7 protein-coding genes are annotated in these 14,290 nt (G+C 38.9%); all 7 read right to left on the reverse strand.

What is annotated here, in order from left to right; all coding sequences use genetic code 11:
* Positions 1-29 precede the first annotated feature (29 nt).
* Positions 30-3,206 carry a TonB-dependent receptor gene (locus tag G7051_RS06325; protein WP_166199085.1) on the reverse strand — a complete coding sequence of 1,059 codons (3,177 nt, stop codon included), beginning with the start codon at positions 3,204-3,206 and terminating at the stop codon, positions 30-32.
* A gap of 24 nt (positions 3,207-3,230) precedes the next feature.
* Positions 3,231-4,667, reverse strand: coding sequence for a glycoside hydrolase family 76 protein (locus G7051_RS06330; RefSeq protein WP_166199086.1), 1,437 nt, complete (start codon positions 4,665-4,667; stop codon positions 3,231-3,233).
* 136 nt (positions 4,668-4,803) lie between these two features.
* Positions 4,804-6,636: a carboxypeptidase-like regulatory domain-containing protein gene (locus G7051_RS06335; RefSeq protein ID WP_166199087.1), complete on the reverse strand. Its 1,833-nt coding sequence runs from the start codon at positions 6,634-6,636 to the stop codon at positions 4,804-4,806.
* 253 nt (positions 6,637-6,889) lie between these two features.
* Positions 6,890-9,199, reverse strand: coding sequence for a GH92 family glycosyl hydrolase (locus tag G7051_RS06340; RefSeq protein ID WP_166199088.1), 2,310 nt, complete (start codon positions 9,197-9,199; stop codon positions 6,890-6,892).
* 363 nt (positions 9,200-9,562) lie between these two features.
* A complete protein-coding gene (locus tag G7051_RS06345; RefSeq protein WP_166199089.1) occupies positions 9,563-12,082 on the reverse strand; it encodes a kelch repeat-containing protein in 2,520 nt (839 codons plus the stop codon).
* 251 nt (positions 12,083-12,333) lie between these two features.
* A complete protein-coding gene (locus G7051_RS06350) occupies positions 12,334-12,918 on the reverse strand; it encodes a sugar O-acetyltransferase (RefSeq protein WP_166199090.1) in 585 nt (194 codons plus the stop codon).
* 115 nt (positions 12,919-13,033) lie between these two features.
* Positions 13,034-14,188 carry an aldose epimerase family protein gene (locus tag G7051_RS06355; RefSeq protein ID WP_166199091.1) on the reverse strand — a complete coding sequence of 385 codons (1,155 nt, stop codon included), beginning with the start codon at positions 14,186-14,188 and terminating at the stop codon, positions 13,034-13,036.
* Between the last annotated feature and the right edge of the window lie 102 nt (positions 14,189-14,290).

Genomic DNA, 14,290 nt, shown 5'->3' on the forward strand with positions numbered 1-14,290 from the left:
TATAATTCGTAACTTTTTAACACAAATTTCTAAAACGAGAGCGACATACCTAATGTATAAGTTCTGTTGAGTGGATACATACGTCCGTTTTCATCATCGGGGTGTTCAGGATCCACAAATTTCACTTTCGTTATGGTAAACAAGTTAAATGCATTGGCAAATACGCGCAAGTTCATAGATGCTAAGGATTTTATGTGAGGCAATGTATATCCTACTTCTATACTCTTGAGACGCAAATATGCAGTACTTACACGGTTGAACTCCGAATTTGTTTTCGGGTAATGCCCTGTATAACCATAGTAACCGCTCACCCATTCGGTAGACGTATTGTATGGGTCTGCCTGTGGATCAACAGGATGCCAGCGATCCAAATATTGTGTTAAAGTACCTCCACCATTGCTACCCCAGATACTATACAACGGTTCTTTATATTCCATAGAACCAAGTGCAGATCCTTGGAAAAGGAAACTTGCGTCAAAATTTTTGTATGAACCGTCGAAAGCCAAACTATAGTTGAACCAAGGAGTTTGGTCGTAAGCGAAAGGATGCTCGTCCAATCCGTCAATTTGTCCGTCGCCATTCCAATCTACATATTTATAATCACCCGGTAACACATCACGTTCGTGATACAACTGATACGAATGGATATCATTCCAGTTTTGGAAACGTCCTGCTGATTCATACCCGAATTGCACTCCCTGATAACGATTTGTCAGATTATCATTTCTCCATTTATCGTATGAGTTACCATATGGCCCCTTTTCTACAGCGATCATATGCTGTTGGCGAGCAATTGTTCCAATAGCTTTTACTTTATACGTAAAATCATTGATTCGGTTTCGGTGTGTAAGTTCTAGGTCAATACCAAAGTTGCGGTCGCTGTTCAGATTTTCGAGAGGAGCTGTAGCACCTATGACTGTTGGAAATTCTCCTGTTTGTCGAGCGAAAAGCCCTTCACGGCGACGGTCGAAATAGTCAAAAGAGAACCCAAATAAACCATCCCATCCTTCAAAATCTACACCAATATTGAGCATATGCGATTCATACCATGAAATCAATTTGTTAGGAACAGGTTTTGTGTCTACTCCATAGATGAATTGATCTCCAAACATGTAACCGGGAGCATATTGATTGTAATACCCCGAAAATGCATTGCTGTTCGAAGCGGGATAGTTATATCCTCCTGCCCATTCGTAATTCCAGTCGTTAGCCAAATCATCACCCAATATACCGTAACTACCTCTTAGTTTCAGCTGATTTACAAATGACAAGGCTGTGATCGATTTAAAGAATGGCTCTTCGGATATACGCCAACCTGCAGAAGCTGACGGGAAGAAACCCCATTGATGCCCGGGAGCAAATTTAGACGAACCATCGTAGCGAAACTGTGCTTCAAGCAAATAACGATCGGCAAATGCATAGTTTACCCTACCGATTAATGCAGCATTGGTAGTTTCATAAAGGTCGTTGTTTCCTTTATTCATTCCACCCAACTGATTGTCATCTATACCGGCAAAAAGATAGTCCATTGCAAATGCAAGGTCGCGTTGTGCATAGAAATTATCACCTATACGCCGTTGAGTTTCCCAGCCCAATAATCCGCTTACTTTATGAACGGTATTGAAGGTACGGTCGTAGTTCACAATAAACTGTCCCAAACGTTGTTGTTTATCATAAAATTCGCGTCGAAGCTGGGTAGGTGAACTTGAGTTATATAACTTAGAGAGATACGACTGGCTGATAGGATCATACGCATATTGATAATATTCCTTACGGTATATTGTATTATTATCTTGTCTGTAATCTAAACTGGCCAGAACTTTTGCAGACAGTCCTTTCAATACAGGATTTAATGTACCGAAATCGTAATTAAGCGTTGCCGACGACTGAAAATATTTCTGCTCGTATTTACGGTAACCTGATATATCGGAAGACATTTTTGCGACTGTATTTTCTTCCAGATCCAATCCTTCATAATTGAGCATCGTGTTTTCAGGATCGGCATATGCAGGATACAATACGCCTTGACGCCAATAGTTTCGGATAATATCCGTTGCATTTGCATACGGATTGTTACGTTGATCGGCAATTGCACTGAGGTTAATTCCAAAAGTTAATCCTTTTACAATTTCGGTATTGATATTCGAACGGATATTGTATTTGTTGTAATTCAGGTCACCTGATTTAAAGAAACCTTCCTGATAAAAGTACCCCATACTCACAAAGAACTGAGTTTTTTCGGTTCCTCCCGTAATGCTTACATCATGTTGGGTTTGTGGTGATACATCTGAGAATAGAAGTCCGTTCCAGTCAGTAGTTCTGCGTGTACCATTTTTGAAAGCCTCAAAATCCGATTCTTTATATATGATACTACCGCCGTTTACATTGTTCATCGATTTTTCGTTATACAATGTCATGGTTTGAAATGCATCGGCAAGTGCAGGCATTTTCGATACTTTCTGGAAGGTATACGAACCATTGTAACTTACTCTGGTCTTGCCTTCTTTTGTTCCGCTTTTGGTTGTTACAAGTAATACTCCATTAGCTGAACGTACTCCATAGATAGCTGCCGAGGCATCTTTCAGTACAGATACGTCCTCAATATCATTCGGATTCAGACGTTGGAACTCTTCTGTTGAACGTGGAATACCATCGATAACCACCAACGGTGCTCCTAAACCACGAATATCGAAGTTACTGTTAAATGTTCCCGGCTCGGCACTTTTTTGCCATACACGCACACCGGCAATTCGACCGGCAAGCATGTTTTGAGGGTTTTCGTTTTGAGTCCGTAGCATTTCCGCTCCTTTAACGCCTGCTACCGCTCCCGTCAGGGACGCTTTTTTCTGTGTTCCGTATCCTACAACTACTACAGCATCCAGAAGATTATCATCCATTTGCAATGCTGTATTGATTCGGGTGCGACCGTTTACTCTCTCTTCTTTGGTGGCATATCCCAGATATTTGAATACCAACGTAGAATTTTCAGGAGCAGCGATGGTATATTCACCGTCAAGACCGGTTATTACACCCACTGTAGTATTTTTTACTACTACACTAGCCCCAATAATCGGTTCATTGTTATTATCGGTAACTATACCTGATACGGTACTATTTTGTGCCTGCATCGATAAAGGTGCAAAAACAACAAGAAGCATCATCAGATGCAAAAGTTGCACGGCTTTAGCATATCGTGTTTTTATCATAACAATATTGATAATTAAGTTAATTTATTTTTGCAGCTCATACTTTGCCAATACAGCATATTCTGCAGCAAAGGCAAACATGAACATTCCTTCTGTATTGTTCTTGCCTCTATCGAGATTCCAACCAACTAACAGATTAGTAGGAAGCATATCTTTATAAAGGTAGTTGTCATAGCCATAATCAAGGTTTTTCTGAAAACTGTTAATACACACATCAACAGTCTTATAAGATGGATACAGGTCTACATACCCACGCATCAACACTCCATCGAACCAATCTCTGAAACCACTGATATCATATGTATAGTATCCGGGCTTGGTAGTACCTAGTTTAGCAAAATAGCCAAAGCTTGCGGTTGCCAGTTTTTGTCCATCTTCCAAATACATATTGTTACCTGTCGCACGAAACAAGTCGGCTGAACCCGAAAGCATTGTTCCACTATTGTAAGTGATTGCAGGTCCTACACGGTCAACACAAGTACCTCCTTTACGATAAGGTACGCCATCTATTATTTCTGTTTCAGGACTTCCCGGAGTACAACCACCCATCATATCATCGTATACACCATCGGCACGCAATAAATTTTTCTTTTGCCAGTCATATATCTTTTTGGCAAAGTCCAAATAATAATCGCTTTTCTTCTCCATTTGAGCTTTTCGTGTTTTCTTATCGGCAGCATCTATGTATCGGTGCTCAATCATATCGGGTTTGCTTTTGTACAATTCGTGCAACCACACCAATGGACTAACCATCGGTCCGTTACTACACGAATGCTTGGTTACGTAACCCGGTCCCCAAGGAATACCTCCGATTTCTTCTCCGTTGGCATCACGTGTACAGTCCCAGCCATCGAGAACATATTCGGTCAAATACTCTGCTTTATCTAAATACTTCTGATCGTTGGTTAGTTTATATGCTTCCAGCAACTCACGTACCAGCCACATCTGATCGTCGTATACATTTTCGATGCCTTCTACTTTAGCAGCACCTTTAGAGCCTCCGCGATTAACTCCATATACCGACCATTCTTTGGTTTGGGTATAAGAAGTTAGCTCAAACGTTCCCATGTAATAATCGGCATTATCGTACAACTTACCCAGCGAATCGACATAGCGACTGAAATGCTGATCATACAGTGTTGCATTACCGTGATCTTTCTGAGCTTTAAGTCCGTGAAGAATCGCATTTACAGCTTCAATAGAGCTGGTATACATCCATACACTGCCTTTTTCCTCGGAGCGGATTTCCGTATACGGATTATAATATCTCGCCATTGCCATACCATCTCCTGTAAAATAAAGAGAAATGGCTTGATCGGCTATTTGCATAGCACGAACTAAATTCTGCTCGGAAGGAGTCCCCCCTCCCGAAGGTTTATCGGGGGTATCGTTGGATGAGCTTTCACTGCAAGCAACTGCTACCAGCAGAAAACAAATAATTATTGTAAGAAATTTTTTCATTATATGAGCTTTTAAGTAAATCAGAGTATTTAATGCTATCGTTTCAAGTTGTAGGGTTAGACCTGTGTCTCTGTAAACTTCTGGTGAACACATAGATTCACACCCTACAACCCAAGCAATAAATAACTCTTAGATCTTATTTTAAATCAATTGAATAGAAAACCAATTTATTCTCGCCCGAATTGGCAACTCCATTATATACTCCAAAGGCAAGTACTACGCTATTACCATTAAATTGCGACAGATCATATACAAACGAAGCATAACCTTCGGGATTACCTGCTCCGCCGTCTCCATGTTTAAATTTCCAACAGCCATTACTTGCCGAGGATGCTTCCTGAGCTGTATTGGATTTAGGTGCTATATGGGTCACAGTACCATCTTCTTTAATAGCTGTCAGTTTAAAGTATGTAGGGTTACTTCCGAAGTTTCGAGTCTTCAATGTCAACTGATTACTTCCTGAAGCAATGGCAAATTTGGCATAGTAATACGATTCGGGAACTTCGGTACTTACTTCGGATGTATTACGGGTTTTGATTAAGTAACCTTCAGAGGGGAATACTTCGGGGTCTTTCTTCAAAGGAACAAACGACCATTCGTGTCCGATGTGTGAAACTGCACGCCATGCATGATAAGCTGCCGGATATCCGGTTTGCATATTTACATCCCTTCCTGCACTGATAGGACTTATACCTGTAAAATGCTTTTTCGTCTGGGGCATAGTAGAACGTACTGTTTCTTGTGTAAGTTTCCATCCGTCGATTACTTCGTTACCCGGTAACCAATCCCAGCCTTCAACCTTTCTGTCGGCAAAACGAACTGCACGGAGAACCAGTTGTTTCCAGTAATCTCCTGTTTCTTTGCGATAGATACCAATAGCAACAATTACTTCTTTGCCAACGTATGCACTCAGGTCGAAAGTAAAGTCGGTGTAATTACCTGATCCGTATTGCTTAGTTTCTCCTATTTGTACTGCTTGAGGTTCGGCTGCCGAAAGGTCAACTACCTGTACACCAAAATAAGCAGGTGATGCTTCGTCAGCATTATGTGTACGTAGTCTCACCGAAAGGATTTTGTTATCTGCCGTAATCTTTTTGCTGCCGTATGTATATGAGTCAAACACTTCCAAGTCGGCAGGATTAGTGCGGCCACCCGGATCATTACGGATTTGCAATGTTGTACCTTCCCATTGTTCTTCCCACTTACCTTTAAAGGTCATCGAGCTGAAATAGTTACAAGCCCAATCCCAATGAGGGTAAGCATCGGCATTACCTCCACCACGGTATTCATTATAATACCATTTATCGGCAGTTAACAAATCGGCTATGGTTAAACCACGTAGAAGTTCTGTTCCACCCATTACTACATCCAATGTTACCATTCCGTCAACAAAATCGGCTTTGCTCACTTTCTTTGTCTGGGTTACATAGTTTGCTTTAATAAATGTTACGACATAATCATCGGCAATGAGGTTTTCGAGGCTATATTTACCATCTGCCTCAGTAGTAGCCGATACTGCAGGAGTTATACTGACTGTTACTCCGGAAAGAGGTGCTCCTGCATTCTTTCCATCGGTAATGATACCGGAAATTTTCGCCGATGCATTTACCATTGCTACTGTGGTGGTAGCAACTTTATTACCATCAAATTTATCGGCTGTAACCGTCAGACTGACTGTTTGATACCCCGTTTTTGAGAAGGTAACGGAATGCGACTCGATAGAAACATTTTCGAATGTGTATTTTCCGTCGGTTCCGGTATTTATTGTTGCCTCGGTTCCGCCCATCCCTCCCATTGTAACGGTAACTCCGTCAATGGGTACTCCTGCTTCATCAAGCACAACACCGGTAATTGTACCTATACCTTTACTGACCGGATCATCGTCATTATTACAGGAGCTTACTACACACACTATAGTTCCTAGCAAGACCATGAACATAAAAGTTCGTAAAATCTTTAATAATTTCATGTTAGTAATTAAATAAAAAGTTAAGGGTTGAATTCTAATAGAACTATTAGATAATGCTTATTAAAATTCAACCCACTGTTAACAGTTTTGTATTTTCCTCTGATATTCTTTAATAGATTTAAATCATATATTGGAAATAAAAGGCTAATTAATTGACCAGAATAAAGGATACGATTTCAAACCGAAGAATCATAATAGAGATTCTCGAGTCCTTTTTTTCTCATGGGTTTACTGATTTTTTTAAGGTTTATACTTACTTCTTTTTTCTAGATATAGTTGTTGTTTTTAATTCATTTGAAAACGAGTAAGGAAAATCGGCAGCATTGATTCCTCTTTGCTTATTTGGGGTCGGAGACATTTTGAAGTCAATTGCAGCACCTTTCAACAATTCATCATAAGTCAGATAGTTTTTGGTATAAGGTTGCCCGTCTACTGATAGTGACGAAATATACCTGTTTGCTTTACCGTTGTTTTCGGCTTTAATGCGAACTTGCTTTCCATTTTCCAGATTAAGTTTTACACTCTTAAATAAAGGAGATCCTATTATGTATTGGTCTGCTCCGGGGCAAACAGGATAAAAGCCTAAAGCTGAAAACACATACCAGGCTGAAGTCTGTCCGTTATCTTCATCACCGCAATATCCGTCGGGATTAGGTGTATATAACTTATCCATTACTTCCCTCACCCAATATTGAGCCTTCCAGGGTTCTCCTGAATAATTGTATAAATAGATCATGTGCTGAACGGGTTGATTTCCATGTGCATAATTACCCATATTCATTATCTGCATCTCTCTGATTTCGTGAATCACACCTCCGTAATAACTATCGTCAAATAAAGGGGGTACATTGAACACCGAATCGAGCATTTGGTTGAAACCCTTCTGTCCTCCCATCAAGTTAATCAATCCCTGAGGGTCATGGAAGACCGACCAGGTATAATGCCAGCTATTGCCTTCTGTGAAAGCATCTCCCCATTTCAAAGGATTAAATGGTGATTGGAAAGTTCCATCTTCGTTACGCCCTCTCATCAGTTTATGCTCAGGATCGAACAGGTTCTTATAATTCATCGCTCTTTTGGCATATATCGCGATTTCTTTCTCCGGTTTATTCAGTGCCTTTCCCAGTTTATAGATAGTCCAGTCATCATATGCATACTCTAGCGTACGAGCCGCACTTTCATTGATGCCTACATTGTATGGCACATATCCTAGCTTGTTGTAATATTGATATCCTAGACGGCCAGTAGAACTTACCGTGGGATGTACACTGTTGGCTCCGCTGACAACTGCTTCCCAAAGAGTTTCGATATCATATCCTCTCAATCCTTTGAGATAAGCATCGGCTACTACGGATGCGGAATTGTTGCCAACCATACATCCTCTGTGACCGGGACTAGCCCACTCGGGTAAAAATCCGCTTTCTTTATAGGTGTTGGCCAAACCTTCCTGCATCTTCGCATTCATAGATGGATACATCAGATTCAGGAACGGAAACAGAGAGCGGAACGTATCCCAAAATCCGGTATCTGTAAACATATATCCGGGCAATACTTCTCCGTTATAAGGACTGTAATGTACAGGCTTTCCTTCTGAATTGATTTCATAGAAACTACGTGGAAACAGCACCGAACGATACAGGCATGAATAGAATGTACGAAGGTTATCAATATTATCGTCTTCGACTTCGATACGTCCCAATACTTTATTCCACTCATTTCGACCTTTGGCTGTTATCTGATCAAAAGTATCATTACCCAATTCTTTCAGATTTAATTCTGCCTGATCGTAGCTGATAAACGAAGATGCTACTTTAGCATGTACAACTTCTCCTTTTTTAGTGGAGAAACCGATGATTGCTCCGGCATGATTTTCTTTTGTTTCCAATACACCTTTTTGTATTGTATTGTTGACTGAAGAAGCGGTGTAGGTGAATGGTTTATCAAATACGATTACAAAATAATTCTTGAAATTATCGGGTACCCCTCCACTGTTTTTTGTGGTGTAACCGATAATCTTATTTTGTTCAGGAATGATCTTCACATACGATCCGTTATCGAATGCATCTACGATTACTGACGAATTATCATTCTCAGGAAAGGTAAATCTGAACATAGCTGCACGCTCGGTAGGAGTAATTTCGGTAACCACATCATGATCGGCTAGATAAACCCGATAATAATAGGGTTTAGCAACTTCTGCTTTGTGAGAAAACCAACTGGCACGCTCATCCTGATCAAAAACAACTTTGCCTGTAATGGGCATAATTGCAAATTGCCCGTAATCGTTTATCCAAGGGCTGGGTTGATGGGTTTGCTTAAAGCCTCTGATTTTGTCGGCATCATAGGTATATGCCCAACCATCGCCCATTTTGCCGGTTTGCGGCATCCAGAAGTTCATACCCCATGGCATAGCTATTGCCGGATAGGTATTACCTGTAGACAGCGAATGTTTAGATTGTGTGCCAACCAACGTACTCACATAATCGACAGGAGCAGTCCGGGCATTCAGTTTAATAGTAAAAAAAGAAATGATTAATAAAAATAAGACAGTAAGATTTCGCATAAGGTTTATATATAAGTTAACATCTTAAATTGCAGTAGAAACATTTGTACAGGCATAAAGAGCCTTTGTATTTCAAAAGTTGCTTACATGATATATTCAAACAGGATTTGAAAAATTTAATATCCGTTACAGGTTAATGGTATTTCCGATCAGCTAACGGGGTCAAATGTATGCGGGCATGGTTAACTATTGGGTTAATTTGCGATTAAAAAAGGGTTAGAAGGTTAACTTATTTTATTAATCTGCATACATTTAATCAATATGTGTAAAAAAAGAAGAATATTACACAATACCTATACACACAAGACGAATCAGCCTACAGGTACTTGTGCAGACGCAATTCTCTCCCTCCAGTAAGTCTAATTATGCTTTGTTGTCATTCAACAGAGAGGTAAAACCTATAGAATAATTTTCATTCATTACCTTCTTATATTCTGCGGAGAATAATAGATATTTATTTTTTGCCTGATCGGGCATTTTCAATTTTATAAGAGAATGTATTTGATAATACAAGGCTTCCTCGTTGAGTGAATCAATATTAAAAAGAGTATCAACAAGCAGTAAGGTTGTTTGATAATCTTGCTGAGCATATCTGCTTTCTATTTCCATTTGTAAAATAGATTCCGCTTTATTTTCAATTTCCAGTTTAAAAGAATCGAACATTTCGTCTTCGGTATTTTTCAGAAATTTACCTCTTATCAGAATCTCAATCAGCTCTTTGTTATTAACCATATTCTCGCCCTTGGTTATTTCAAAAAACCGCTTATAATCACAATAACATCCATCGGATAATACAATCTTGAAGAATCCTTTATCGTGAATAAGTTCTACATTATTAAGCTCAGCTAAGGCTTTACGTATATGGTTAAGTGTTACACCTTTCAGATTCTTTGCTTTATTTTCAGATTTATCAGGCCAAAGAATATCACTCAATTGCTGTGACGAGATACCGTCTTCGAGACTATATTGAAGAATCAGTAGAAAAGTCTGTTTCAGCTTTGTACTGAACATGTAGGTAATGTCTTTATTATTTCGATCCCTTACCGTAAATTCACCAAAAAGATAGATTGAATTGGACTGATCTTTTCTAACAAAAGACTGCTGAGACATTTCATCCTGACGCTCTACAACACTCAAAGCATCGTGAGTATCAGTATTTTTTTTCGCCCTTCGCTTTACATAAAAGAAGCACACACCTCCTAAAACAAACACCGCAATAATGACACCCCAAATGTAGAGCATCGATTCATCTTTACCCATTCCCGAAAGTTCTTCAAGACTTATGGGTGGAAAAGATAAAGAGTACACACGGGCTACTGACGATATATCGCTGGCATCGAACTCCTGAACGGTGCAGTATAGCTCATTCAACTTTTCATTATAATACAAATTGGCATTTGTCGTAATTTTATCGGAACGAATAGGAATTGAATCTCCAAGAATATCGAAACTCCCGTCTTTAACAGAAAAACGGTACAGTTTCAACGATGTATTCGAAAAATGTTCGGGATAGCATAAAGTATAGAAACATGAATCGTCGAGCATTATCATACTACGCACGGGAACTACATTATCTCCATGCCAAGGTATTTCCCATAATTTGGTGATCTTCTTTTCATTGAGGTCAACTTTATATAAATCATAATAATAACGACGACCAATAGTCTGATCTCCCGAATCATTTCCCATACCTCCAAAAACGTATAAGGAGTTTTCTTCCTTTTTATAGCACATCGAGGAGAAGTATCGGGGTGTTATCCTATCCCCTTCGAATGATAGTCGGCTCCATTTTTTTTCGATCAAGTCATACGAATAAAATTCTTTGTTATAATGTTGACTTCCAAATCCGCCAAACACCAGATAGCGGTGATTAGCTGCATCATAATAACCATTGTGATGATGCAGTTGAGTCGGTAACCTATCAACACTCTCTGTTGTCCACATTAGAGTATTCAGATCAAGATAAGCAGAGGTAGCGACCTCCGCCGCTTCTTCAGAATATACTTCGTATGCATATAAACGATTGTCTGCCTTATCTACAAAACTCATACCGAGCTTGAGCTTTACAGGTAATTCGTTTTCATATTTTTTAGATGATACAGCATTAGAACGGACATTGAAAAATGTGATCGAATCTTTATCAAAAAAGTATATATCCTGAGTCTGGCTATTAAAATTCAAGCCTGCTACATTTTTTGATTTGAAAGAAGCTCTTGGTGCCCAGTAGTAGGCATTATTTATCAACCAAACGGGACTGGAGGCATGACCTCTGACTTTACCTTTAGAGTCATGTACAAGTTCTCCTTCATTTTCATTTAAATGAAAATAATATTCCTGCTGCTTATCTTTAATTATCACGTTTTTAATGGCAAATGAAGGTATATCGACAACATGCTCACTTTTACCGAAATAGATAACAGGATTCCATTTTTCAAGAAGATTTAAACCTCCTATTCTTGTTTCTTTATCATTAATCTTCAAAGTCATGGAGTCTTGTTGGAGATCAAATGATAAGCTGATACTCACCCACTGGCAATTAGAGAGTTCTTCTTTCTTGAAAATACTGGTAATTAAATTGTTTCGCCCCTCTTCATTAAATTTAAATACGGTATTTTCACGCCCTTCATTATCATACATCAAATTATAAGTTGTATTGAGGTTAGTATCTTTCAATCTGAAAATATAACCGACATTAGAGGGTGGCAGCAACGATAATTCGAAATTAATAACCAGCTTTTCAGTAAAAGCCGGAGATCCATTTTCAAATACAGAATATGAAGTTCTCTCATTAATTACACTTTCATTTCCATGAAATCGTAATCCTTGAGAAAAAATATTTAGGGGAAAAAGTAATAGTAAAACGAAATGCACAACTAGTTTCATAATAAAAAGACTTTATTATCTACAAATATAGAAAATTAGCTTGTTAATTTCAGAAATTACTTTTTACATGGTTTTCAGATACTCAAAAAACGCCCATGTGTTTTTAAATGTTAATCTCTATCAACAAATGACAATCTACTATAATTCAACCCTGAAGAAAATCATCGGGAGGAGAAAATAAGAAAGCAGTTGCAAATAACTTGCAACTGCTTTTTTTATCTGTATTTCAGATTTAGAAAATATAATCCGAATCAAGAGTTTATTACTTTCGACAAATCTTCTCCCTTATTCAATTTGCGGATCACCTTTGCCGGATTACCAACCGCTAATGAATCAGACGGAATATCTTTAGTTACTACCGATCCTGCTCCGATAACACATCTGTCGCCAATGGTTACTCCGGGGCAAATAGTCGAATGTCCACCAATCCAGCAACGTTCACCTATTGTTACGGGTTTACAGTCTTCCCACAAATCCCGCTCGTCGGCATCTAAAGGGTGTTGAGCCGTATAAATATGTACTCCGGGAGCTATCAATGTGCCATCTCCAATGGTGACCTTTGCTCCATCCAAAATAACCGCTCCGAAATTAATAAATACTTTATCTCCTGCATATATATGATCTCCGTAATCGCAATAGAAAGGTGGCTCTGTATAAAAATTCTTTGCCGAGTTTGGAAACAGTTCCCTCATTACATCACGAAATTTATCGGTATGATATTCGGTCACATTCAGTTTATGGAGTAGCTTTTTTACTTCGGAACGTATAGCTGTCATTTCTTCGCTATGTGCCCAATAAGGTTCTCCGGCAAACATTTTTTCTTTTTCAGTTCTCATTCTGATATTTAATTGTGTTGCGTTTTCGTTTGTAGGGGTAGACCTATGTGTCTGTCCTCTGTGGGGAACACATAGGTTCACCCCTACAGCTCATTAATAAAAGACCTCAGGCTTTTTATTTCTTTGTCGAAAACTTATAAATACAAGTTTGTGTATATTCTTCTCCCGGATTTAATCGGGTAGATGGAAATTGAGGTTGATTGGGTGTGTCAGGATACTTTTGAGTTTCCAAAGCCACCGCTTCTCTGAATTTATGAGCCTTACCGTATTTACCTATAACTTTTCCATCGAAAAAGTTTCCGCTGTAAAATTGGATACCGGGCTGATCTGACCAAACTTCCATTACTCTTCCACTCGCAGGTTCGTACAAGCTTGCTATAAGCTCTACGTCTTTTTCAGTTTTGCGGTCTACTACCCAGTTGTGATCGTATCCTAAACCATTTTTCAGTTGTTCGTCATCAGCATCTATTCTTGCACCGATAGCTGTTGGTGTTCTAAAATCAAATGGAGTTCCTTCGACCAACGTAATTTTACCTGTTGGTATCAAGACAGTATCCACAGGAGTAATCGCACTTGCATTTAGAGTCAATATGTGATCGGTAATAGTACCGTTTCCTACTCCTTTCAGATTGAATAATGAATGATGAGAAAGATTTACATGCGTTGGCTTATCTGTTGTAGCACTATAGGTTATCTTAAATTCGTTTTCGGGAGTAAGTGTATATATCATTTTCACTTTTACAGTTCCCGGAAATCCTTCTTCACCATCGGGAGATGTATAAGATAATTGTATTTGATTCTTGCTTATACTATCTACGTTCCATACTTTCATATCGAAACTATCAGGACCACCGTGCAGAGTCTGTCCATTGTTATTAACAGGCAATTGATATTTTACTCCGTCCAGTGTAAATTTTCCTTTGGCAATACGATTAGCAAACCGACCGACAACAGGTCCTAAAAAGCGTTCGCCTTCATAATTTATATATTCGTTGATGTTGTTATGTCCCAAAACAATATCCTCATACTTTCCATCCTTATCGGGAGTCCAAAGAGAAATAACTCTTCCTCCGAAATTAGATACCTGCATGGTTATCCCATTTCCCGAATCGAGTGTGTAAAGTTTGATTTCTTTGCCATCTACTGTTTTTGTAAATGCAGAATCTGCCATTAAGGTAATTTGAGAGCCTTCTGCTTGTGGTGGTGTAGTTGGTTTATTATTACAAGAGAACAAACAAAGGGCAATCCCTAAATAAAAAATCTTTTTCATATATGTATAAGTTTTGGTTGTTTATCAAGCTCTCAGAGCTTTTTATTGCTTTGATAAGCATAATCGCTAAAGGCAGTTAGAATTATAAAATATAACTGTCAC

The organism is Dysgonomonas sp. HDW5B, assembly GCF_011299335.1.
Lineage (GTDB): Bacteria > Bacteroidota > Bacteroidia > Bacteroidales > Dysgonomonadaceae > Dysgonomonas_A.

What these genes read in the sequence shown, in the direction of transcription:
- G7051_RS06335 (WP_166199087.1), bottom strand. Translation starts at nt 6,636, where the DNA reads ATGAAATTATTAAAGATTTTACGAACTTTTATGTTCATGGTCTTGCTA.
- G7051_RS06325 (WP_166199085.1), bottom strand. Translation starts at nt 3,206, where the DNA reads ATGATAAAAACACGATATGCTAAAGCCGTGCAACTTTTGCATCTGATG.
- G7051_RS06340 (WP_166199088.1), bottom strand. Translation starts at nt 9,199, where the DNA reads ATGCGAAATCTTACTGTCTTATTTTTATTAATCATTTCTTTTTTTACT.
- G7051_RS06355 (WP_166199091.1), bottom strand. Translation starts at nt 14,188, where the DNA reads ATGAAAAAGATTTTTTATTTAGGGATTGCCCTTTGTTTGTTCTCTTGT.
- G7051_RS06345 (WP_166199089.1), bottom strand. Translation starts at nt 12,082, where the DNA reads ATGAAACTAGTTGTGCATTTCGTTTTACTATTACTTTTTCCCCTAAAT.
- G7051_RS06350 (WP_166199090.1), bottom strand. Translation starts at nt 12,918, where the DNA reads ATGAGAACTGAAAAAGAAAAAATGTTTGCCGGAGAACCTTATTGGGCA.
- G7051_RS06330 (WP_166199086.1), bottom strand. Translation starts at nt 4,667, where the DNA reads ATGAAAAAATTTCTTACAATAATTATTTGTTTTCTGCTGGTAGCAGTT.